We start from the raw sequence: 23,485 nt of genomic DNA, 5'->3' as shown, positions 1-23,485 counted from the left end.
TATCCGAATCGCCGGTTCGGATTGCGCGCGAGGAGCGTCTGTGTTCCGCGTCGAGTTCATCGATATGAAGGGTGGTGGGAACGCGGTGTTCGCCCTGCGTGAGCGAGTGCGTGCCGTCGCCGACGACGGTGTAGTCCTTGCCCATCATGATGCGCCGGCGTGCGAGTTCCATCGCTCGTTCGATGCTAAAGCCGTTGACGAGCAGCGTCGCGAACGTGGAGCCGACCTTGATCGCGTGCTCGTTCAGGACCTCGGTGACGGTGACGGCTCCGGCGACGCTGCCCTTCTCGATCAGTGTTCGTCCCTCGTAGAAGGAACCACACGCATTGAGAAAGAACGTCTGGGCGGTACAGCGGTCGAGACTCGCCGTCGAGAGCGTGCCGTCGGGACAGCAGAGGCCGCCGGTCTCGCAGTGGCCGATGTAGTGGACGAAGTCGTGGCCCGTCTCGAAGACGCGAGCGAGTTCAGCCGTCGTCAGTCCGTCCTCGACGGCGACGGTCATCGGGAGGTCGCCGGAACGAGAGCGGTATATCTCGGCCACGTCGTCGTGTTCACCGGCCATTTCCGGGTCGTTGAGAACGACGCAGACGGAGGTTTCCTCGCAGGTGCGATCGAGGAACGCGAGCCGGTTGTGGTAGGCCTCCGGTGCAGCGGTGAAGACGTCGACGGGGACGCCGTCGGCGAGCCAGCCGTGGGCCCGGCCGTGGCGCAGTTCGGGCTTGACGATATCGACGGAAGCGACCTGTCCTCCCGTCCCCGCCCGCTCGCCGGTGCGGTAGAACGCCTCGAGCGACCGTTCGACGAGTTCACATCCCTCGAGAGTCGACGTTCGGGGTCGATAGAGCAGGCTCATCCGGTCGAGCAGGAACGGCAGCGTCTCGACGCGGCTGAACTCGGGGGCGACGTACGTCGCGAGGTGCCAGTCGGGTAGGCGGTGTTCGATCGCCTCGAAGGGAATGTCGAGGTAGGTCGCGAGTCGGTCCTGCGGCGAGGCCGCGTACAGTGACTCGCTTTCGAGATCGAGGATCTCGAGCAGTCTGGATTCGGCGAGTTCGGTTCCGTAGGGACCCGCGTTGCGAACCAGACAGTCGAGGAAGAACGTCTGCCGGAGCAACTGTTCGACCTCGCGTTCGAGTCGGGGCGGGTCGGGGAGGGAGCGGGCGACATCGTACTCGGGAAGGCGAAGCCGTGCGCCGCTGCTCGGTGAGTCCGTGCGAACGCGCGCCTGCAGGTAGTACGCGAGCGGCGTGGTGACGTACAGCGACTCGTACTCGGGCGGGACGACGAGTTCGATTCCAGTCTGTGGCGTGTCGGCACGAACGCAGTCCGGAATCGCCAGTTCCTCGCCCGATTCGAGCAGCGGCGGGTGGCCCCGGAGCGTCGGATAGGAGCGGTCCGGTCCCGTCGTCTTGTGCGAGGACGGGAGGTGGGAAATCGCCTGCGCCAGCGCCGCCGGTGAGTCCGGAACAGTGATCGTTCCAGCGGGGAACTCGTGGCGGCTGCGAAACCCGAGGATGACTCGCGTTCGCTCGGGAAAGGAGACGACGACGGACTCGAAGTCGTCCGTTCGCTCGATCCGCGCCGCACCGGCAAACTGCAGGTAGGTTTTGATCTCGGTGTCGACGTCGACGACGTACTTCCCGGGCGAAAGCGAGAGCGGGTCGCCGCAGGGATCGAGCTCGAGTGGCGTCGACGATTCGTGAGGGAACGCGTAGACGACGGCGTGGGGCAAGCGCAGTTCACGCGCGGTCACCGCGATAGTTTCGTCGACCGGCCGCGGAACGTCGAGCGTCGGGTCGGCCTCGTCGATACTGAACTCGGTCCCGGTCACAGCAAGGACGGCGGTATCGCTGTCGGTGACGGAGAGGCCATCCTGTTGGGCGTCCCACACAAGCATCGGGTGCGGTACATCCAACGCAGTCAAGTTAGTTGTATCGGATGATAATCAATAACGGACGACATGATCGTGCTGATCGATCGAGGGTACCGCTTGCGTTCGTGGCCCGCTTTGCCGAAGAGAGGTACACTTATACAGCAGCCAGACACCACATCGGATATGGACCACGAGCACGTTCGGGAGGTCGATCCCGCCGTCGCCGATGCGCTCGAAGGCGAAGTGGACCGCCAGCGATCGACGCTCCAGATGATCGCGAGCGAGAACCACGCCAGCCGCGCCGTCATCGACGCCCAGGGAAGCGCGCTGACGAACAAGTACGCCGAGGGGTATCCCGGCTCGCGCTACTACGGCGGCTGCGAGTTCGCCGACGAGGTCGAAGAACTCGCGATCGAACGTGCCAAAGAGTTGTTCGGGGCCGAACACGTCAACGTCCAGCCGCATTCGGGGACGCAGGCAAACCAGGCCGTCTACTTCGCGATGCTCGAGCCCGGGGATAAGATCCTCTCGCTGGATCTGAATCACGGCGGCCACCTCAGTCACGGCCACCCGGCGAACTTCGTCGGCCAACTCTACGACGTCGAGCAGTACGAGGTCGACCCCGAGACGGGCTACCTCGACTACGAGGGCCTCGCCGAACACGCCGAGGAGTTCGAACCGGATATCATCGTCTCGGGCTACTCCGCGTACCCGCGCGAGATCGACTGGGAACGCATTCAGGAGGCCGCCGACAGCGTCGATGCGCTTCACCTCGCGGACATCGCCCACATCACCGGCCTCGTCGCCGCGGGCGTGCACTCGTCGCCGGTCGGCATCGCCGACTTCGTCACGGGTTCGACGCACAAGACCATCCGCTCGGGTCGCGGCGGCATCGTGATGACGAGCGAGGAGTACGCCGACGACATCGACTCGGCCGTCTTCCCCGGCGGCCAGGGCGGACCGCTCATGCACAATATCGCGGGCAAGGCCGTCGGCTTCAAGGAAGCGCTCGAACCCGAGTTCGAGGAGTACGCCGAACAGACGGTCGCAAATGCCGAAGCGCTCGGCGACCGGCTCGCCGAACACGGTTTCTCGCTCGTCTCGGAGGGGACCGACAACCACCTCGTGCTCGTCGACCTGCGCGAGAGCCACCCCGACACCTCCGGCGGCGACGCCGAGGAGGCGCTCGAGGACGCCGGTATCGTCCTCAACGGGAACACGGTTCCCGGCGAGACGCGCTCGCCGTTCGACCCGAGCGGCATCCGCGCCGGTACCCCGGCGCTGACCACGCGCGGCTTCGACGAGGAGGACTGCCGAACGGTCGCGGACCTGATCGCCCGCGTCGTCGACGAGCCGGACGACGAGGACGTGATCGCGTCGGTCCGCGAGGAGGTCGACGAACTCTGTGCGGCACACCCGCTGTATCAGGACGAGTAACCGCGGTCTGACGGCCGTCGTCTTTCTGCAAGTCGATGCTCGGTGAGCCGGACCGTCTCATCGTGAACTACAAACCGGAGCACAGCGCCGCCAGTCACACGCCGGCGACGACCGACGCGTCCGTTACTCGGTCGAGTCGTCCGCGTTCGAGCCGGCCTGCCGGCGAACCCATTCGAGACCGAGCGCACCGCTGACGATGCCGGCACCGGTCGTGAAGCCGGGAACGGTATCACCCTCGGCGCTTCCGTCCGTCTCGTTGGGCGTCCCGTTTTCGGCACTATCGTTGGCGTTGCCGTTCCCGTTACTACCGCCGTCGAGACCACCGCTATCGCTGGCGTTCTCGCCGCCGGTTCCGTTCCCGCCATCTCCGTCGCTCCCGTCGGAATCGTCACCCGCATCGGACGCGTTCCCGTCTCCGCCGCAATCAGAATCAGCGTCGGCGCTCTCGTTCGAGCAATCGGATTCCGTCTCGTCGGCCGTTCCGTCACTCCCCTCGGTCGCGTCGTCTCCCTCGTCCGTCCCTTCGTTTCCGTCACCGCCATCGGCCGAATCGCCGTCGCCCTGGTCGCCGTCTTCGGTACCGCCGCCTTCGTCACCCGCCCCCTCTCGGAGCGCGACGAGTTCACCGCTGCGGTCGACGTAGATCGTCCCGTCGCTGATCGCGCGAACGTGACCGACGGGAACGTCGTCGTTCGAGAGGACCCACTGTTCGGTTCCGTCGTATTTGTTCACCGCGACGAGGTCCGTACTGTACGGTTGCGCGCCCTCGCCTTCGGGGCCGGTATCGCTAAAGTAGACGTACACCGTATCGCCGTAGATGACGGCGTGGCCGGCGTTAGATTTGTTCTCGATCTGCCAGTAGTACTCGTGTTCGTACGCGCCGACCTCGAGTTGGTGGTCGGTCCCGGTAACGTAAATCTCGTCGTCGAGCGCCCAGCCGGCGCTCTCGGATGCGACCAAAATATCTTCACCGCCCGTTTGTGCGTTCACGAGTACGTGCTCGGCCTGCGAGTTGCCGACGGCGACGGTACTCGCCGTTGCTCGAACCTGGGTGTTCTTCGCGGCTGTCCCCAGGTACGGCATCGGAGCGAGCCAAACCTCGGCCCCGGTTTCGGGCTCGAACGCGACGGCGCCGCCCCACGACAGGGCGTAGACGACCCCGTTCGCCGCCGCGGTGTCTCTGATGAACTCGTATTCCGCTTCCTCGTCGGCCTCCGGGTCCGGGGGTGCGGAGATCGACTCCTTTCGCCACCGAACCGACCCGTCGTCGGTTTCGAGTGCGTACAGCGTCCCGTCGACGCCGACGTAGACCGCACCGTAGGCCACCGTCGGACTTCCGAGCGGTGCATCGGTGTCGAACTCGCTCTCCCAGCGAACGCTCCCGTCCGAGGTGTCGAGCGCCACGACCTCGTCGCCGGTGACGTAGACCGTCTCGCCGACCACCGCCGGTTCGCTCGCGTCGACGGTCGCGTTCTCCCAGACGAGCGTGCCGTCGGCCGCGTCGAACGCGGCGACGCCGTCCGCAGTCGAGGTGTAGACGGTGTCGTCGGCGACGGCGACCGGTCCGGCCGACCCGACGGACCAGGCGGCCTCGAGCGCGTCGGCATCGAACTCGGTGTCGGCTTCGACGCTCCTGCTGTGGCTGGCGTCGCCGGCGAACGACGCCCAGTCTTCGTCCTGGTCCGGATTCGGTTCCAACGACGGGTCCGGAAGCGACTCGACAGCGGATTCCCCCGAGTCGTCTTGGCCGGCGGCGATCGAGGCTACACCGCTTCCGACGGAAAGCGCTGCACCGGTTTCGAGTACCGAACGGCGATCCCAATCAGACATACCGGTACCACTCCCGGAGACCGTCGTTACTATCCAGTTGTTACGACGAATTTGATCCCTGAGCAACTGTTTCGCAAACCGTTCACGACCGCACCCGCATCCGTATCAGAACGCCGGCAACACCTCCTCCTCGTAGAACTCGAGCGCCCGCTCCTGCTCGGGGCCGATCTGGTGGACGTAGACGTGATCGTACCCCGCGTCGACCGCCGTCTCGATGCCGTCGATGTGCGCCTGCGGGTCCGGATCGGTGGTGGTCCCGCTCTCGGCGATGTCCTCCCGCTCGACCATCTCCGTGGCCTGCTCGAAGTGCACCGGCGTCGGCAGTTCCTGCCCGAGTTCACCCGGTAGTGAACCGTTCGGCCAGTACTCGTGGACGGTATCGATCGCCTCGTCCTCGCTGTCGGCGTAGCAGATGTGAAGCTGCGAGTAGGCTGGGCCGTCGCCCCCGGCGTCCTCGTACTCGTCGACGACGGTTCCCTTCGGTCCGGAACACCAGAGCCCGTCGCCGTGTTCTGCGGCCCAGCGGGCCGTCTGCGGGGCGAACGCGCTTGCGATCATCGTCGGCTGCTCGTCCGGAACGGTGAACAGCCGCGCGTTCTCGACCGTGTAATGCTCGCCGTGGTGGCTCGTGTTCTCGCCGGTCCAGAGGCTGCGCATCACGTCCACCGCCTCCGTCAGCATCTCGAGACGAACGTCGTGTTCGGGCCAGCGGTGGCCGGTGACGTGCTCGTTCAAGTTCTCGCCGGTGCCGACGCCGAACGTGAACCGGTCGTCGAACATCTCGTCGACCGTCGCGACCGCCTGGGCGACGTTGACCGGGTGGATGCGCATCGTCGGACAGGTGACGCCGACCCCGACCTCGATCTCGTCGGTCGCCGTCGCGATCCCGCCGAGGGTGCTCCAGACGAACGGCGACTCCCCCTGCGCCGGAATCCACGGATGAAAGTGATCCGAGATCGAGACGAAGTCGAAGCCGGCCTCCTCGGCACGCTGTGCGTACTCGACGAGTTCAGTCGGACCGTGTTCTTCGCTCGAGAGGGTGTAGCCGAGCTGGGTCATGCCGAAACCGTATCACGAACGGGCCGGTAACGGTTGAGCCTGCGTGGGCAAGAGCGCGGGAATCGAACCGCTTACCCGGACGGCGTGGGTAGCCGTTCGTATGTCTGCCGTCGTTGCCGCGACTGAACTCGCGAAGACATACGGCGAGACGGTCGCGCTCGATTCCGCCTCGCTGACCGTCGACCGCGGCGAGGTCTTTGCACTCATCGGCCCGAACGGGGCCGGCAAGACGACGCTCGTCCGTGCGCTGACGGGAACGACCGATCCCGACTCGGGATCAGCGCGCGTGCTCGATGAGCCACCGGCGGCCGTCGACCGCGATCGACTCGGCGTCCTCCCGCAGGCGTTCTCGCCGCCGGATCGGCTCACCGCTCGCGAACTCCTTACGTACTACGCCGGACTCTACGAGGAGACACGCGATCCAGAGGCTGTGCTCGCCGACGTGGGCCTCGCCGATGCGGGCGACACCTGGTACGAAGACCTTTCGGGCGGACAGCAGCGGCGGGTCTGCGTGGGCGCGACGCTGGTCAACGATCCCGACGTACTCTTTCTCGACGAGCCGACGACGGGAATCGATCCCGCCGGCCGGCGAACCGTCTGGCGGCTGATCGAGGCCCTCGCCGACGCCGGCACGACGGTCGTCCTGACGACCCACGACATGGCCGAGGCCGAACGACTCGCGGACCGCGTCGGCCTGCTTTCGAACGGTGAACTCGTCGCCCGCGGCACGCCCGCCGAACTGATCGACGAGCACGGCGGGACGAGCCGCCTCGAAATCGAGACGGACGCACCCTCGGACGCGTTCGCCGATCTCCCGTTCGCCGTCGAGCAACCGACCCGAGGCCGACAGCGCGATCACCAGGGCGTCGTCGTCCGCGATATTTCGCCCGCCGAGATCGGGACCGTGGTCGACGCTCTCGAAACCAACGATATCGAGTACTCCGGGCTCGCGTGGGCCGAACCCGATCTCGAAGACGTCTACCTGACGCTCGCCGATGCGGCCGAGCGCGAACGCACCGGGCGGGGAGGCGGGTCCGATACGAATACAAACACGGATACGGATACGGATGCAAACGCCCGCGCGGACGAACCGGCCGACGATGAACTCGACGACGCGGCGCGGGCGGGTGAGACGGCGTGAGCGTTGCGAGCCGCGTCCGGGCCGAGACGGGAGCCGGCTGGCGCTCGTTTGTCCGCCGTCGGACGGCGGTCTTCTTCACGTTCTTCTTCCCCGTGATCCTGATCGTCATCTTCGGAGCCCTCGTCCGAACCGACCCCGCCGGCGGCGGGCTATTCGCGGAGCCGGCGGTCTATTACGTGCCGGGCTATCTCGCCGTCGTCGTCCTCTTTACGCCGCTGTCGCGGATGGGGAGCGAAGTCGCGCGCCACCGCGAGGGCAACCGCTTCGAAAAACTCGCGACGACGCCGCTGACCCGCGGGGAGTGGCTGCTCGCCCAGACGGTCGTCAACGCCGTCATCATCGGACTGGCGAGTCTCCTCATCCTCGCGCTCGTGATCGTCCTGACGGGTGCCCAAATCGTCTTCTCTCCCCTGCTCGTGCCGTACATCCTCGTCGGCGTCGTCTGCTTCTGTGGCGTCGGCGCGATGCTCGGCAGCTACACGGATTCACAGGACGGGGCCGTCGCAGCGAGCAACGGCATCGGCCTCCCGCTCCTGTTTCTCTCGGAGACGTTTATCACGCTCGAGCAGTTACCCGGCTGGTTCGAACCGCTCGTGAACCTCTCGCCGCTGACGTACTTCACGCGCGGCGTCCGGGCGGTGACCGATCCCGGTGCGAACCCCGCTACGATCGCCGGTGTCGATCCCGCACTGGCGAACCTCGCCATCCTCGCGGTTCTCGCCGGAATCGTCTTCGCACTCGGCGCACGATCGATTCCGCAAACGGACTAACCGAACCCGACGACGTTCAGTTCAGCGAACTCGAGGCTGATTCGGGTCCCGACGCTGACTCTCGCTTCGGCCCCAACCGCGTCGGCAACGTAAACGAAAACGTCGCCCCCTCTCCGGGCTCCGACTCGACCCAGATTTCACCGCCGTGGCGCTCGATAATCCGCTTACAAAGAGCCAGCCCGAGCCCGCTCCCCGTCTGCTCATCGCTATCGTGACGGCGCTGAAATAACCCGAAGATCCGCTCTTGATCGTCCGGTTCGATCCCGAGTCCGTTATCACTCACGGAGATCACCCACTCCTTGCCCGTATCGTGGGCAGAAATGTCGATTCGCGGCGGTTCGTCGCCGGAATACTCGATCGCGTTCGACAACAGATTCTGAAACACCTGCCGTAACTGGTTGCCGTCACCCTCTACCCACGGCAGTTCACCCGCCGTAATCTCGGCCCCGCTCTCCTCGATCCGCATCCGCAGATCCCGCCGCACGTCCTCGAGAACGTCTTCCAGGTCGATCGGCACGAACGGCTCCCCCTGCGTCTCGACCCGCGAAAACTGGAGCAATCCGTCGATCATCTCCCGCATCCGATCTGCCCCGTCGACCGCGTACTCGATGAACTCGCGGCCGTCTTGATCCAGTTCGTCCGCGTACCGATTTTCGATAAGCTGCAGGTAACTCGTCACCATTCGCAACGGCTCTTGGAGGTCGTGAGAAGCAGCGTAGGCGAACTGTTCGAGTCGCTCGTTCGACTCCTCGAGCCGACGCTGGTACTTCTTCCGATCCGTAATATCTCTGAAATACACCGACGCACCGGTTTCGGACGGATAGATCGTCACCTCGAGCCAGATACCGGCCGGCTCGTAGTAGTGTTCGTAACTCGTCTGCTCCTGTGATTCCATCGCCCGCTCGAAACTCTCTTGGACGACATCCTCGTCTGCCGACTCCGGAAACTGCTCCCAGAGCTTCTCGCCGAGGAGTTCATCCGCCGATCGCTGAAGCAACTCCTCGGCCCGGTCGTTGACGTGCGTATACCGTAACTCCTCATCGAACGCGCAGACCGCTTCATCAACCCGACCCAGAATCTCTTCGAGTCGGCTCTCGAGTTCACGCCGCTCGGTGATGTCTCTGAACGCGTAGATGACGCCGTCGAATTCGCCGTCCGCGTCGAACAGCGGACTGCAGTGTATCAGCAGCCACACCCGTTTGTCGGAGGAGCGTCTGATACCGACGATTTCGTCGTACACCGACTCCTTCGTCTCTTTCACCCGCGAGAACGGGAGTTCATCGAACGACATCTGCTCGCCGTTCTCGTCGACGAGATCCCATCGCTCGTCGTTGTGTGTATACGTCTCTAGTTCCTCGATCGACCGGCCGAGAATCTCTTCTGCCCGATCGTTCGAGAAGACGTGTTGTCCCTCGGCATTGACAAGCGTGATCCCGATTGGCGAGGTTTCCAGAACGTTGTTTCTACGCGTTTGCTCTTCCTCCCGGCGTCGCTCCGCCCGCGTCCGCTCGACCGTCAGCGCGAGCAGATTCGCGACGGTCTCGACGAACGCGATCTCTCCCTCGCTGAACTCGCGAGCCGTCGTCGAATACGCGCTGAGGACACCCCACGTACCGCGGCCGTCAGCCGCATCCCGGGGCGACTCGTCATTATCGGAATCCGTGCCATTGTGAGACACGCCGCGTCCATCCGGCTCGCTATCATGGCGGCTCATCTCGATCCTGACGCTGAGTCCACTCGCCGCCTCGTCTTCGACCGGCGGTCCGGCATGCACAAACCGGTCGTCAGTCGCGAACTCGTCGACGAGAATCGGCTCGGGCGAGACGAGTGTCGCCCCGAGTTGCGTGTCGGGATCGACCGGAATCGGGCCCATTTCGTTCAGGTCACCGGTCCGGAGCGCACCGGCACGAACGTGAAAGAACTCGTGTGCCGAATCGACCTCGAGAACGTAACACGAATCCGTTCCGAGCGTCGATCTGATTCGCTCTGTCGCTGTTCGAAAGAGTTCATCGAGCGTCTCGGTGATGCTGGCGCGGGCGTCGGAGTTGGAGCCGATGCGCTCGCTATCTGTATCCATCCCAGCACGCACGGCACCACGTCGGACGTCGAGTGACCGATCACTGAGTTCGGCCAACACCTGCTGTTGGCGCAACTGCTGGGATCGTTCGGCGTCAGGGTCCCGGGACGGCGAATCCATATCGACTCACCTACACTGCCGATCCCCGTAAACCCTGTCCTCAAACCTGGCTGAAACGGTGATTTTCTCGCTTCTGAACCGTTATTTCCCCGTTGAGACGGGGCCGCTTATCGATACGAAAGCGGGCCTCGGCCAGCCGACTCAGACGGACTGCTGGCAGTCAGTGCCGGCGCACTCGCAGGATGGGGCGCGAGTGCGCCGGGAAATCGATACACCGGACCGTCTCACACCGGTACTAATGGCACGAGCATCGCGCTGAACTCGTAGGTGAAGACGTGATTGAGCAGTACGTACGTCACGACGCCGAGGACGAGGCTTAAAATCCACGCGCCGGCAGCGATACGGCCGACCCTGGCGTGGGCCGTCTGTCGCAACTCCGCCGGCGTGTGCGTCAGGCCGAGGATCAGCGCGTAGAGAACGACCGGGACGGAGACGATAGAGAGGATAATGTGAATCGCCAGCATAACCAGATACGAGTAGTAGGCCCAGTCCGGGCCCTGGAAGAGCTTCGTACCGCCGCCGCCGACCTTGATCAGGTAGACGACCAGAAACAGCATGATCAACGCGAACCCACTTATCATCGCTACCCGGTGCTTTCCGGTTTCGCCGGCCCGAATCCAGTACCAGCCGGCGACGAGCAGTATCGTCGTCGCCGTGTTGATGACCGCGATCGCGTGGGTGAGCAGATTGACCTGTGCGTTCGTCAGCTCCGGGTACAGCGGCACGTCGAGGAGGAAGGTCCCGAGAACGAGCGTATAGCCCACGACCGTCAGAAAGATTGTCGCCCCGATCGGCCGCTCCCGAAGTCGCTGTTGTGCGTCCGCGGTTGCCATTGTTGACCGTTAGGAGAGATGCCGTATCTGTCTTGCTGTTGTGATGCGGACACGAGATCGTCTCGCACGACCGGCGGAACTCGAACTGCCGCGATCGTCGAAAGCTGCTCCGTGACCGACATCCCGAGAGAAGAGCACCCAAGCGCGGCCAGTAGCACGCATCTCCACTGAACCTCACTCGATTCGAATCGCCGGCTTCCCCGGTCGCGCCCGCCGTGCCAACTCGTCGGCGTCGAGTTCAGCGTCGCCAGGACGCCCAGTCGGCGCACCGGCATCGGCCTGTCGAACCACGACGGACGCACCGAACTCGTCGATCAGGAGCCAGGACGCGCGGTCGAGAATCCCGCGTTCACGCCGGGCGGAAAGCGTCGACTGCCCGGGGCGGTCGCCTTCCCTCTGCACGAACTCGGCGACGGCCGCCCGGTCGACCGGCACACTGAACTCGAGTTCGTCGAGGACGGCGTCGACGGCGATCGCGTCGCCGTCGGTTTGATCGAGGTGATCGAGATGGGCCACGACTTCGTATTTCCAGGGCTGTGCGACGACCAGTTCGATCCGTTCCGGGTCGTCGATCGACGCGATATCGACGATGTCTCGAACGTCCGAGAGCGTCGTTTCGACGAGTCGGCGTTCGAGTTCGTACTCGATCTCGGTCCCGGCCGTCGAGGCGTCGGCGTCGGTGCCGGCGGTTGCGGGGGTGTCGTCGGTTGTGGAGGTGTCATCGGTCGCGGAGGTGTCATCGGTCGCGGAGGTGACGTTGGGAGCGGTATCGGCAGCGTCGGTAGTCGCGGTTGGGGAATCGCCGGCGGTAGCCGGGGAGGGCCAGTCGGTTTCGACGACCAGTCCCTCGCCACGCAGGATGTTCCAGAGTTCTTCCCCGAGGTGGGGAGCAAGCGGCGAGATGAGCGTGGCGATCGTCAGTAGTCCGCGCCGATACGTGTCGCCGTGAACGCGATCGAACGACCGGTAGCGCCGAAGCAGTACCGCGAGTTCACGGATTTCGGTGACGACCCGGTGAAATCGCAGGCGTTCGAACTCGTCGGCGGTGGCGGCGATCGTGCGGTCGATCTCCCGATCGAGGTAGTCATCGCGGGGCGTGCGTTCCACTCGGGTCGTCCCTTCGTCGACGAACGCCGTTGCCATTCCGTACAGGGTCTGCTGGAGGTCGTAGGCACCGCGAACGTCGTTTGCGGTCCACTCGAAGTCCTGTTCGGGATGGGCGGCCGAGAGGACGAACAGCCGCGTCGTTTCCGCGCCGTACTCGTCGGGAGTGACGACGTTACCGGTCGAGGTGGACATCTTCTCGCCTTCGTAGAGGACGGTCCCCTGACTGATGAGGCGCTCGACCGGTTCGCGCCGATCGAGCAGTCCCAGGTCCGAAAGCGCCCGCGTCACGAAGCGGATGTACAGCAGGTGGAGGATCGCGTGTTCGTCGCCGCCGACGTAGATGTCGACCGGCAGCCACTCGTTCGCCCGGTCGGTATCGAAGGGCGCGCCCGCGAGGTCGGGCGAGAGAAAGCGCAGGAAGTACCACGAGGAGTCCACGAAGGTGTCCATCGTGTCCGTCTCCCGTTCGGCCGGCCCGCCGCAGTCGGGACAGGTCGTCTCCTTCCACTCCGTGGCGGCGTCGAGCGGATTGCCGGTCGTCTGGACGAACTCGGGAAGTTCGACGGGGAGGTCGTCGTCGGGAACGAGGACGTGACCGCAGTCCTCGCAGTGGACGACCGGAATCGGCGTGCCCCAGTAGCGCTGGCGGGAGATCAGCCAGTCGCGCAGGCGGTAGGTCACGTCCGGTTCGATCGCCTCGTGGTCCGCGAGCAGTTCTTCTCGAACCGTTTCGCTCGCGAGGCCGTCGTATTCGCTATCCGTCTCAGTCCCGAGGTCGAGCACACCCTCGTCAGTGTAGGGCCCGTTCTCGGGTCCGGAGGTTACGTCGTCCGCCGCGTCGGCCGCGGGAACGACGACCGTCTCCCCCGACAGGTCGTGCTCGCGGGCGAACTCGTAGTCCCGTTCGTTGTGTCCCGGCACGCCCATCACCGCGCCGGTTCCTACGTCACCCAGAACGTACTCGGCGACGTACACCGGTAGCTCCTCGCCCGTCAGCGGATTCACCGCCGTCGCATCCGTTTCGATCCCCGAGCCGCTGTACCCCTCGCGGTCGGCGTGTCCGGACGCGCCCTCACGAGTTCGCGTGCGGTCGACGAACGCGGCGACCGCCGCGTCCGTCTCCGCGAGTGCAGTCGCCAGTTCGTGCTCGGGCGAGACGGCGAGGAAGGTCGCGCCGAAGGCGGTTTCGGGGCGGGTGCTAAATACGTCGACGGATTCGGCGGCGGTGCTCGAGGCGTTCGACAGGTCGAACGTGAGTCGTGCACCGTCCCGGCGGCCGATCCAGTTACGCTGGATCTCCCGAACGCCCTCGGGCCAGCCCTCGAGTTCGTCGAGGCCGTCGGCGAGTTCGTCCGCGTAGTCAGTGATCGTGAAGAACCACTGGTCGAGTTCGCGCCGTTCGACGGGCGTTTCGCAGCGCCAGCAGACGCGGGTTTCGTCGTGATGGTCGTGGTCGTCATCACCGCCGCTGTCGGAGACGGCGACCTGCGCGTCGGCCAGTACCGTCTCGCAGTCCGGGCACCAGTTGACCGTCGCGCCGGTGAACTCGACGAGGTCGGCCTCGTAGAACCGCTTGAACAGCCACTGGTTCCAGCGGTAGTAGGCGGGCTCACAGGTCGTAACCTCCCGCGACCAGTCGTAGCCAAAGCCCATCGTCTCGAGTTCTTCGCGCATGCGGCGGATGCACGCGCGGGTCCAGGATTCGGGGTCGCTCGCGCGCTCGTACGCCGCGTTTTCGGCGGGTAGGCCGAAGGCGTCCCACCCCATCGGATGGAGGACATCGTCGCCCTGTAGCCGGCGATAGCGAGCGTAGGCGTCGGTGATCGCGTAGTTCCGGACGTGGCCCATGTGCAGCGTCCCGGAGGTGTAGGGGAACATGCCGAGGACGTACGTCGGATCGACGGCGTCGTCCGAAAGGTGGGCGACCTCGTCGCGCTCCCAGACGTACTGCCAGAACTCCTGGACCTGCGCGTGATCGTACTGGTCTGTCATATAGCGGGACTCGTTATCACCACTCTGGGTGCCGACCATATCATTGTTCGGCACCGCTCGACACCGGACCCACGAAGCGCAAAGCGCGGATACCAAGCCCCGTAATCCGTGACTACAGGTGTGGGCGACGCTTAACAAAGGCTCACCGTCACGACTGGAGAGTCTCGAATGGTGAACTCGTCTGACCGGCCCGAACCCGACGATCAGCTTCCGACGACCCGGACACTCATCGTCACGGTTGTGGTGGTGTTGTGTACGTTCTCGCTGCTCATCGCTGCCTTCGCTCCGAGTATGATGCCCGATCGCTCCAGTTCGATCGATCCGACGGAATCGCCGGACGAGACGGGTGAGACGGGTGAGACGGATGAGACGAGTGAGACGGATGCAACGGACGACACGACGGAGACGCACGAATCGACTGCAAGCGGGGATACCGACACGGCGACGACGGCGTTCGTAGCCCCATCGAACGGCGAGTCCGCCGTCGACGGTTCCGCGACGACAGCAGACCCCGAGGGGGCGGCGACGGTCGAGACGACCGCGTCTTCGGGGACAAACACGGGAGTCGAGGAGTCGACCACGACATCCCAGACGACCTCGGCTGCGGTAGCGACAACGACGGCCGAAACGATCGACGAATCGGCGGCCGACCCGGAGGCAGCATCGGAGCCGGCCACCGACGAACGCCACCCACCCGAGCTGCCGGCCGACGTTTCGACCGAGTTCAGCGAGGCCGATTTCGATGCGGCCGACGTGCGCTCTGAACTCGAGTCACGGTGGCGCGACGGGGAGGGGGACGCTGAGAGCGACGAGAATGACGAGGGCGATGATGAGTGGAACCCCCTGGACGGCACTGAACTCCCGGTCGATCCTGAGTCGAGGACGCCCGACCGGCCCGTAGACGTGGGGTTGCCAGAGGCGGATGGGGACGGGCCACCGGAGCGGGCAGGACCACCGAGGACTGCAGGCCCACCGATACCGTGACCTCACGGAGCAGCGCTGGTCCCCACACGGCGTTTATCACCCGATTAAGGGTCGATCATCGTTCCCGATGGATCGGGCAGTCCGACGGAGAAACGGCAGCGGATTCGGATTGCTGTCGGCGCTGGAATTGTTTCCCCCAACGGAATTAACACCTCCATTAGAAAGTCCCTTGCAGGAGTTGTGCCGGCACAGACATGACTCGTGGACTGTCTCGGCGACAATTGGTCACAGCACTAGGCGTGACATCGACAGCGACGGTCGCAGGCTGCCTCGACGCCCTCTCCGACGATAGTAGCGGAGACGGCAACGGAAACGGCGACGGCTCCGACAACGGAGACGGCGACGGAAACGGGGATGCGGGCAGCGGCGACGGCTGGCCCGCCATCGACGACGGCGAGGTCATCTCCGACTTCGAGACAGCAGATGACTGGACCGCCGTTACCGGCGAACTCGAAACCGTGTCGGACGCCCCGACCGGCTCCCAGGGACTCGCAGTCGAAGGCGACGGCAACCGGGCTGCGATGCGCATCGACTTCCCGCGGGGAATCGACCTCGACGGCTGGGACACCTCGCTCGCGGTCAAAACCGATTCCGTCACCAAGATTCACTTCGAGTTCATGGCGCCCGAACGCGGGAGTCACCTCACCAGCATCCGCGACATCCCGGCGGACTTCGAGGGGTGGACGCGACTCGACTTCGGGTACATTCAGAAACACGGCGAACCCGACCTCGCGAACGTCCGGCGGCTGAATATCGTCGCCGTCGGGCCCGAGGACGGCACCCGAATCGTGGTCGACGACCTCCGCAAGACCGAGGCCGTCGACAACGGGAAAGCGATCCTCGCGTTCTACGACGGCCGCGATTCGCACTACGAACTCGCAGCCGACAGGCTCGAAGAACGCGGCTGGTCCGCCGCAGTACCGGTCGATTCCGATCGAATCGGCGGCCAGGGCCGGATGGGACTCGGCGAACTCGACGAACTCACCGAACGGGGCTGGGACATCTGCTCGTACCCGTCCGTCAGCACCCCGCTGCCCGAGATGCCCGAGGACCGCCAACAGGAGGTCATCGAAGGCAACCGGGACGACCTCGCTGAACTCGGTTACGAGGACGGCTCGCGGCACTTCTTCGCGCCCGACGATCGGATGGCCGCAGCGACGCAGACGGTCCTCCGTGACAGCCACGAATCGGCATTCCTGTTCGGGGCCTCTCCCGCCGGCGCGCCACCGACCAACCTGCACATGACGCCGCTGATCTGGGGACCGGACCTCCGCGGCGGCGTTCGGCGCGCGATCAACCTGTGCGACCAGTTCCAGCAACTCACGGTGCTTCGCATTCCCCGTATCGTCGACACGTCGAACGGGGAGGAGGCCGGCTCGAACAGCATGCCGCTCGAGGATTTCGAAGAGCTACTCGATCACCTCGAAACCCGCGGTCTCGACGTGGTCACACCCTCGGACCTGGTTGATGGTAATTTAGGGAGTAACGGCGATAACGAATAGCACGGGAAGGATAGCGACGAGCAACTTCTCCGCGGAGGCAACGATAAGCCACTCGATCGGAGGAACTGCCGCGACGAAGTCGAATCGTTCTCAACTCGACCGGGTCGACCGCCGCTGACAGTCGGCTGATCACGGCGGCGAATACAGCGAGCACAGCCAGGACACCGATCACCGCTATCGACGACGAAGGCCCGTATCAATCGGTCGAGTTCGGGCGGTTAATGCAGGAGAGGCCTGGATCACCGTCGAGGCCGATGACAACTGGACGGGAGAGATTCCGAAAGAAAATCAGTCGCGATTCCCACAACAGTACGACTCTGGGATGCCGTAATGCTCGGAGGCCTGTACGACAGGACCGCTAGTACCGATCGGTCTCGTTCAGGTCAATAGAACGACCTTAGCAACTGTATAGTGAACCGCCGAAAGCGAGAACTGTTCTGGTAATGCAACGCCGCCAGAGTCAACCGTTGCTGCTCAGTGCGCTGTCAGGGTCACCGCCCCGGCCGCAGACGGGGCTTGACCGTGACCACAGTAGGCCCGGCAGGAGCGGTGAGACTGCATTCCAGTCTCCAGTCGAGAACGCGAGTTGGACCGCCCACGAGAGTGAATCTACACGCGATGGTCCGTGCGTGACGGCCCGGACGGAGCCTGGGCCGTCTCCCGACCACCAAACCGACTACTGACAGACATGTCCCGCAATACCCGCCAACAAACTGCAGACGCGCGATCGATCCAGACGGGTGTACAGGTCCTGCTAACGGCTGCTGGCGTCGTGTTGCTCGTCGCTGGGCTGGCGCTTGCAGCGAGTGGCGCATCGATTAACGAGACGCTCGGTTCGATCGGTGACGACGACGACAGCCCTGACGACCCGGGCGCTGGATCGAACGCCGACGATACCGACAACGGCAACGCGACCACTGACGACGGTGCCAATGGCGGTGACGACACCGGTGATGGGAACGGCGGTGACGATAGCGGCGACGGCGGTGGCGGCGATGGCAACGACACTGGCAACGGCAACGACGATGGAAACGGTTCCAACGGCGGTGACGACAACGGAGACGGAGACGGAGATAACGGCGATAACAATAACGGCGGCAACGGCAGCGACGACAACGACGGGGACTCCGGAACCAGCACCCAGACGCTCACCACCACTGTCGAAGACGACAACGGGAACGCGATCTCGGGCGCCTCCCTCGAACTCACTGGCGACAGCGGAACGACCGACGTGACGACCGACAACAACGGTCAGGCCGAGTTCACCGTGAACGACGGCGAGTACACGCTCACCGCCTCCGCGGACGGCTACGAGGAGAGCGAAACGGACGTCGAGGTCGATGGAAGCGACGAAAGCGCCACGCTGACCCTCGAAAGCGAGGACGGTGACGACAACGGGAGCGACAACAACAGCGACGACGACAGCAACACCAACACACTCACAACCACCGTCGAAGATAGCGACAACGGCAGCGCGATCGAAGGAGCAACCGTCGAACTCTACAGCGGCTACCAGTTCTTCGGTCCCGACGCAGACGCTACGACCGACGACGACGGTACCGCTGAACTCGATGCCGAATCCGACGAGTACACCGGCGTCGTCTCCGCAGACGGCTACGAGGAAACCGAGTTCGAAGTCAACCTCGACGAGGACCAGGAAGTCTCGATCGAACTCGAGTCGAACTAGCGATCCCGTTCGGTCGCTCGTTTTCGGAGGTGAGGCCGACCGACGGTTCGGTTTCGTTGCCGGTCGGTCGACTGTCAGAAGGAATTCACCTCGACTGTGATCCGGGCGGGCGAAGCCGTCCCATCAGCGTCGCACTTTCGCGCGATCGTCACAGGCGTCATTGACCGCCTGAAGTCGACCAACCGGATCGCTTACGACTGCATCGATAGCCGTCGGGAACCTTCGACCACGGGAGATGCGGTACGCAGCAGAACTCTCTATCTTTCTCTTTCGCCACACCCGTCGTCGCGGAAAACCGGTCTACGGACGTACTGTCGTTCGTCTGCACGATCAGCGCCGTTAGCCAGCGCACTATCTGTATCGGTGGACTCCGGATTCGGGACCGACGCGTGTCTCGAAATCGTCGGCCAGTTATCCGACCACCAGAACCAGAAGCTCACGTCACTCCGGTAACGGTGGCCACGTCGTGCCGACGGTCGTCTCGATAAGTCGGGTCTGTGCACGTCGAAGGCGCTCGGAGAGCGACGACGCCGTAATCCCGAGTTCAGCGGCGACATCGTCGAGCGATGCCGACTGCGGGATTTCGTAGTGGCCCATCTCGTACGCGGTTCGAAGCGCCTCCCGCTGGGGATCGGTCAGTCCGTCTCCAGGCGCTTCGGGGTCACCGTCGCGGGTAAGCCGTCTGAGAGTGAATCCGGCGTTTTGCTGCCAAAATTCGCTGAACTCGGCGAACGCGTCTCGATCGGCGAACCAGCCACGCTGTATCCATCCAGTTGGCGTGACGCAGATGCGCTCGATGATGGCGTCGGTGGTGGCCAGCGCACGGAGTCCTGAAAGGTCCGCTATGTGCTCGCCGAGCTGTGCCTCGAATCCAACAGCCGGGAGGATCTGGTATCGGGACGTGCTCCCTGCCCGCCCGATCAGTGTGTATTCGGCGACGAACGACGACGTGTCGAAGGCGTCTTCGACGGCATCGGCAGGGTCGCGTGTTACGTGAACGATGAACGGCGGCCGGTTCCCGTGATTGAACTGAATGTCGACCTCCATCGTCGCCGCTGGCGTGGCTGTTGCAACCTCGACGAGCGGCAGCGCCTCACAGGTGATTTCGAATTCGGCGACGAGTCCCATGTGAGACCGAGTGGTGCCGCCCCCCTTCTGTATGGTGGTGTCGATCCCATCAGTGATCGTTCAAAGCGCTGTACCGGGTTGATGGAATCATCGCTTGGTGACTCGCGCTGTGGACTCTGCCACGTTCGTGTCCGTGCGTACTGCCCGCTCGGACCCAGTGGAACGGTGAGACAACGACAAGACCAGTCCCGAAGTCAGGCAGAGCCACTCAACCGCTCGGAGGCCAGAACCAGGAGAACAGCACCGACTCAGTCCACTCGGTATCGACTATCGATACAAAATCGCAGCGGCGTTACTCGACGGTGACACTCTTCGCGAGGTTCCGCGGCTTGTCGATCGGTCGGCCGAGCATGTCCGCCGCGTGATAGGAGACGAGCTGGAGTTGGACGTTCGCGAGCAGCCCCGCCCAGACGGGGTGGGTATCCGGAACCGATAGGGTTGCATCAGCGACGTCGACGAGCGCGTGGTCGTCCGGCCCGACCGCCACGATCGGCGCACCGCGGGACTGGGCTTCGATCGCGTTCGTCTTCGTCTTCTCGTCACCGTCTCCCGTCACGACGGCGAAGATCNCGCACCGCGGGACTGGGCTTCGATCGCGTTCGTCTTCGTCTTCTCGTCACCGTCTCCCGTCACGACGGCGAAGATCGGCGACGCCTCGGTGACGAGCGCGAGCGGCCCGTGCTTGAGCTGTCCCGACGCGAAGCCTTCCGCGTGCTCGTAGGTGATCTCCTTGAACTTCAGCGCCCCCTCGAGCGCGACGGAGCGACCCAGCCCGTTCCCGATGAAGAAGTACGACTCGCTATCGAGCAAGTCGTCCGCGAGTTCAGCCGCCTCGGTGAACTCGAGCATCTGCTCGACGTGCTCGGGGAGATGCTCGAGTTCGGCGAGCATCTCCTCGCGATCCGCGGCGGGGGTCGCCTCGGGAACGTCGGCCGCGATGCGCTGGGTGAGCAGCGCGAGGGTGACGGCCTGCGAGGAGTAGGTCTTCGTCGCGGCGACGCCGACCTCGGGGCCGGCGCGGATGTAGACGGCGTCGTCGGCCTCGCGAGCGGCGGTCGAACCGACGACGTTGGTGACGGCGAGCGACCGTGCGCCGCGGTCGGTTGCGGTGCGGACCGCGTCCAGCGTGTCCGCGGTTTCGCCGCTCTGGGTGACCGCGATGACGAGGGTATTCTCGTCGACGGGGCCGGCCGTCGAGTCGTACTCGCTCGCGCGGACGACTTCCGTTCGAAGACCGGCCTCTCGGAGGAGCTGTGCGCCGTACATCGCGGCGTGATAGGAGGTCCCACAGGCGACGAATTGGACTGTTTCGGTTTCCGCAAACGAGCCCGCAGGGAGGGCTTCGAACGCCACGTCACCGTTCTCGACCCGGCCCTCGATCGTGTTCGAGAGCGCGGTCGGCTGGTTGTGGATTTCCTTTAGCATGTAGTGGTCGTACTCGCCCTTCCCGGCGTCCTCCGGGTCCCAGTCGACGGTGTCGACCGATCGTTCGACCCGTTGCCCGTCCAGGTCGGTAATGCGGTAGGAATCGGGATCGAGCGTGACCAGATCGCCGTCTTCGAGGTAGATGACCTCGTCCGTGTGATCGAGAAACGCCGGGACGTCGCTCGCGAGGAACCACTCTTCGCTGTTGAGTCCGAGGACGAGCGGCGATCCCTTTCGAGCCGCGTAGACGCGCTCTTCGCCGTCGACGATCGCGGCGATGGCGTAACTTCCCTCGAGCGTCTCGACGGCTCGACGGACTGCGACTTCCGTATCTTCGGCCGAATCCCGGTACTCGTCGATGAGGTGCGGGATAACCTCCGTGTCCGTGTCGCTCTCGAACTCGTGGCCTTTCGCCTGGAGATCGGTCTTGAGTTCGTCGTAGTTGTCGATGACGCCGTTGTGCACGACCGCGACGTCGCCGACGGTGTCGGTGTGGGGATGGGCGTTCTCGTCGGTCGGCGGGCCGTGCGTACTCCAGCGCGTGTGCCCGATTCCCATGTTTCCGTGGGGCTGGCCGTCGAGTTGCGACTTGAGCTCGGATACCTCTCCCGAGCACTTGTGCACCTTGACGCCGGAGCCGTTCTGGACGGCGATCCCGGCGGAGTCGTAGCCGCGGTACTCCAGGTTTTCGAGACCCGTGAGTAGCGTTTCCGCGGCCTCACCGTGTCCAATCCGCGCGATAATACCACACATCAGCCGCTCACCTCCGTTCGATCGCTCGGGACGTTCCACGTCCACATCCCCGTCACATCGCAAAACTGGACCGGCGTATCGGCTTCAGTTCCGGCACCGATACCGGCATCGACTGCGACAGTCGTATCCTTAGTAACTCGGCTCGAGACAGCTGCCCGGGATTCGGTGCTATTCTGAATCATAGTACGTTGAACTCGATATATATGTTCGTACCCGCCCCGCCCAGTGTCGGACGTCTCGGGCATCTACTCGAATCGAATAGTCCTGCGGGGATTACTATAGAGCGAATAAGACGGTCGCCGTTACGTGTACTGCTCCGCAGTCACGGGAAATAGTCCGGGTAGAGACGCTGACAAGCATCTATACGAGTTCACCGAACTCGAACGGTTAGTATCGAGTCAAGCGTTTCCTGTATCGAGAGGTACCGGCTTCGCAACACGATAGTGACTCTCCACTCGACTGTTGTGCACAGTACAGGTTCCGTTTAGCAGGCCGCTAAGCGTGGTGTCCGGGAGGATCTCTACGAGTTCAGACTCGGTGGTACGTCGAACGCGACGCGTGTCGTCGTGACCGATCACCGTCTGCGGTGTCCCGAGCAGTAGTCTCAATGGTCCTTGCAGTACCCGTGTCCGAGACATCGCACTCACGCTGGTATTCTCGGCCGTGCATCGTGGATACGAACGGGCTGGCATGCGGGATACGGCGTGCGACCTCGAAAACGAGTGCATCGTGAACTCAATTCGCCGGGGGCTGTCGTGCGGTTGTGTCTCGGGTTCGAAGCGGGGGTAGTCGAGAAGAACCAGTGAAGGGAATTGCTACTGGGATCGTCTTGGCGGGAACGAACGTGTGCGTGTTCGTGACAGAATTGATGCTGGTTGGGAGCCAGAGTCGATTTCGATGCCGATCTGGCGTCCAAGTCGGTTCGAAAGCTGAGCGAACGACGGTGAATGAGTCAATCGATGCGACCGAGTGCTAAGAGAACTGGGACGGCACTACTGACGCGTTGGTTTCGAGAAGGTGGTGGGAGGGGTAGGGGTGGTGGTGTGGCTGTGGGAGTGCCGTGTCTGCTGTAACAGGGAGTTGCTTACGGGACCGGGTTATTGGGATTGTCCGTCGTCGTCCCGGTGCCGGTGCCGGTGCCCGTCGGCTCGCCGTCCGAGCGCTCCGGTAGCGAGATGACGTTCTCACGCCCGACGGAGGTTTTCTCGATCGTGCCGTCATCGTACATACTCGAGAGAATTCGGCTGACCTTCGATTTCGACCAGCCCGTCTCGTCGGCGATCTGGTGCTGGCGAATCTGGCCGCCGTGTTTCACGAGTAGTCGAACGACGCGCCCTTCGTCGCTGAGTAGCTCCGGGGGCGTCTCGGCCGATACGACATCCTCGTACGAGCGTGGTTGCTCGGCTGCTTGTGCTCCCGCCGCTGGGGCTGCACTCGGGTTCGGATTCGCATTGGAGCGTGTCGATCCAGCCGCACTGGAAGCAGGCGTGTCAGCGCTCGGCGACTGGGTAGCGCCGGGCTCGTGCGTGGAGAAAGCCTGAAGCATGCGGATGCCGACCAGCGCGGCGATCAGCAGGAACAGGACCACGATCAGTGACACCTCCCAGATCGACGCGCCACGGATCGCCGACGGCCAGTACGACGATCCACCTGCCATTTCGCCCAACCCAGGAAGGGGTATCGTCGCGACAACCGTGTCTACGTCGGGTGTGGCAACCGAGACCGAATCGATGGAGTGATCGATTCCCTCCATCGGTGCGTGCGGTC

14 protein-coding genes and 1 pseudogene are annotated in these 23,485 nt (G+C 64.2%); 6 read left to right on the top strand and 9 right to left on the bottom strand.

Annotation, left to right across the window (positions count from 1 at the left end):
• Positions 1-1,897 (bottom strand): hypothetical protein (locus tag C481_RS11445; RefSeq protein WP_049904616.1); only part of this gene is annotated, 1,897 nt, incomplete at its 3' end.
• Positions 1,898-2,056: 159 nt separating this feature from the next.
• Here C481_RS11445 and glyA point away from each other — a divergent pair.
• Complete coding sequence (gene glyA / locus C481_RS11440; RefSeq protein ID WP_006109365.1) at positions 2,057-3,310, top strand: serine hydroxymethyltransferase; 1,254 nt, start codon at positions 2,057-2,059, stop codon at positions 3,308-3,310.
• Positions 3,311-3,433: 123 nt separating this feature from the next.
• Here the strand turns inward: glyA and C481_RS11435 are convergent, their stop codons facing one another.
• Together C481_RS11435 and C481_RS11430 are read right to left on the bottom strand one after the other, a co-directional pair.
• Positions 3,434-5,140: an outer membrane protein assembly factor BamB family protein gene (locus C481_RS11435; RefSeq protein ID WP_006109364.1), complete on the bottom strand. Its 1,707-nt coding sequence runs from the start codon at positions 5,138-5,140 to the stop codon at positions 3,434-3,436.
• A 105-nt stretch (positions 5,141-5,245) separates the two neighbouring features.
• Positions 5,246-6,199, bottom strand: a complete 954-nt coding sequence (locus C481_RS11430) for a TIGR03557 family F420-dependent LLM class oxidoreductase (protein WP_006109363.1) — start codon at positions 6,197-6,199, stop codon at positions 5,246-5,248.
• A gap of 100 nt (positions 6,200-6,299) precedes the next feature.
• Here C481_RS11430 and C481_RS11425 point away from each other — a divergent pair, with 100 nt between their 5' ends.
• Both C481_RS11425 and C481_RS11420 read left to right on the top strand, forming a co-directional pair.
• Entirely contained in the window at positions 6,300-7,340 is a 1,041-nt protein-coding gene (locus tag C481_RS11425; protein WP_006109362.1) for an ABC transporter ATP-binding protein, read from the top strand.
• A complete protein-coding gene (locus C481_RS11420) occupies positions 7,337-8,110 on the top strand; it encodes an ABC transporter permease (RefSeq protein WP_006109361.1) in 774 nt (257 codons plus the stop codon). Before C481_RS11425 ends, C481_RS11420 begins: the two co-directional genes overlap by 4 nt.
• A 16-nt stretch (positions 8,111-8,126) precedes the next feature.
• On the opposite strand, the gene C481_RS11415 is transcribed toward C481_RS11420, so the two are convergent.
• The 3 genes from C481_RS11415 to leuS all read right to left on the bottom strand — a co-directional run bounded on the left by C481_RS11415 (position 8,127) and on the right by leuS (position 14,239).
• On the bottom strand, positions 8,127-10,307 hold the full coding sequence (locus tag C481_RS11415) for an ATP-binding protein (protein ID WP_006109360.1): 2,181 nt from the start codon (positions 10,305-10,307) through the stop codon (positions 8,127-8,129).
• Between the two features lie 224 nt (positions 10,308-10,531).
• A complete protein-coding gene (locus C481_RS11410) occupies positions 10,532-11,140 on the bottom strand; it encodes a DUF420 domain-containing protein (RefSeq protein WP_006109359.1) in 609 nt (202 codons plus the stop codon).
• A 174-nt stretch (positions 11,141-11,314) separates the two neighbouring features.
• Positions 11,315-14,239, bottom strand: coding sequence for a leucine--tRNA ligase (leuS, locus tag C481_RS11405; RefSeq protein WP_049904615.1), 2,925 nt, complete (start codon positions 14,237-14,239; stop codon positions 11,315-11,317).
• Positions 14,240-14,407: 168 nt separating this feature from the next.
• Between leuS and C481_RS11400 the strand changes: the two genes are divergently transcribed.
• The 3 genes from C481_RS11400 (at position 14,408) to C481_RS11390 (ending at position 18,412) form a co-directional block, all read left to right on the top strand.
• A complete protein-coding gene (locus C481_RS11400) occupies positions 14,408-15,223 on the top strand; it encodes a hypothetical protein (protein ID WP_006109357.1) in 816 nt (271 codons plus the stop codon).
• Positions 15,224-15,462: 239 nt separating this feature from the next.
• A complete protein-coding gene (locus C481_RS11395) occupies positions 15,463-16,725 on the top strand; it encodes a polysaccharide deacetylase family protein (protein WP_006109356.1) in 1,263 nt (420 codons plus the stop codon).
• A gap of 688 nt (positions 16,726-17,413) precedes the next feature.
• Complete coding sequence (locus C481_RS11390; protein WP_006109355.1) at positions 17,414-18,412, top strand: carboxypeptidase regulatory-like domain-containing protein; 999 nt, start codon at positions 17,414-17,416, stop codon at positions 18,410-18,412.
• A 441-nt stretch (positions 18,413-18,853) separates the two neighbouring features.
• Here the strand turns inward: C481_RS11390 and C481_RS11385 are convergent, their stop codons facing one another.
• The 3 genes and pseudogenes from C481_RS11385 to C481_RS11370 form a co-directional block, all read right to left on the bottom strand.
• Positions 18,854-19,540, bottom strand: a complete 687-nt coding sequence (locus C481_RS11385; RefSeq protein ID WP_006109354.1) for a helix-turn-helix domain-containing protein — start codon at positions 19,538-19,540, stop codon at positions 18,854-18,856.
• Positions 19,541-19,832: 292 nt separating this feature from the next.
• Positions 19,833-21,718 (bottom strand): annotated as a pseudogene (glmS, locus tag C481_RS11380) (glutamine--fructose-6-phosphate transaminase (isomerizing)).
• Between the two features lie 1,084 nt (positions 21,719-22,802).
• On the bottom strand, positions 22,803-23,471 hold the full coding sequence (locus C481_RS11370; protein ID WP_006109352.1) for a helix-turn-helix transcriptional regulator: 669 nt from the start codon (positions 23,469-23,471) through the stop codon (positions 22,803-22,805).
• Positions 23,472-23,485: the final 14 nt, after the last annotated feature.

This window comes from Natrialba asiatica DSM 12278, from assembly GCF_000337555.1.
In the GTDB taxonomy this organism is placed as follows: domain Archaea; phylum Halobacteriota; class Halobacteria; order Halobacteriales; family Natrialbaceae; genus Natrialba; species Natrialba asiatica.
Note: the sequence above shows the minus strand (reverse complement) of the source record. Positions and strands in the feature narration are given on the sequence as shown.

Excerpts from the sequence above, each read along its gene's own strand:
- glyA (WP_006109365.1), top strand. The coding sequence starts at position 2,057 with ATGGACCACGAGCACGTTCGGGAGGTCGATCCCGCCGTCGCCGATGCG.
- C481_RS11435 (WP_006109364.1), bottom strand. The coding sequence starts at position 5,140 with ATGTCTGATTGGGATCGCCGTTCGGTACTCGAAACCGGTGCAGCGCTT.
- C481_RS11430 (WP_006109363.1), bottom strand. The coding sequence starts at position 6,199 with ATGACCCAGCTCGGCTACACCCTCTCGAGCGAAGAACACGGTCCGACT.
- C481_RS11425 (WP_006109362.1), top strand. The coding sequence starts at position 6,300 with ATGTCTGCCGTCGTTGCCGCGACTGAACTCGCGAAGACATACGGCGAG.
- C481_RS11415 (WP_006109360.1), bottom strand. The coding sequence starts at position 10,307 with ATGGATTCGCCGTCCCGGGACCCTGACGCCGAACGATCCCAGCAGTTG.
- C481_RS11410 (WP_006109359.1), bottom strand. The coding sequence starts at position 11,140 with ATGGCAACCGCGGACGCACAACAGCGACTTCGGGAGCGGCCGATCGGG.
- leuS (WP_049904615.1), bottom strand. The coding sequence starts at position 14,239 with ATGACAGACCAGTACGATCACGCGCAGGTCCAGGAGTTCTGGCAGTAC.
- C481_RS11400 (WP_006109357.1), top strand. The coding sequence starts at position 14,408 with ATGGTGAACTCGTCTGACCGGCCCGAACCCGACGATCAGCTTCCGACG.
- C481_RS11390 (WP_006109355.1), top strand. The coding sequence starts at position 17,414 with ATGTCCCGCAATACCCGCCAACAAACTGCAGACGCGCGATCGATCCAG.
- C481_RS11385 (WP_006109354.1), bottom strand. The coding sequence starts at position 19,540 with ATGGGACTCGTCGCCGAATTCGAAATCACCTGTGAGGCGCTGCCGCTC.
- C481_RS11370 (WP_006109352.1), bottom strand. The coding sequence starts at position 23,471 with ATGGAGGGAATCGATCACTCCATCGATTCGGTCTCGGTTGCCACACCC.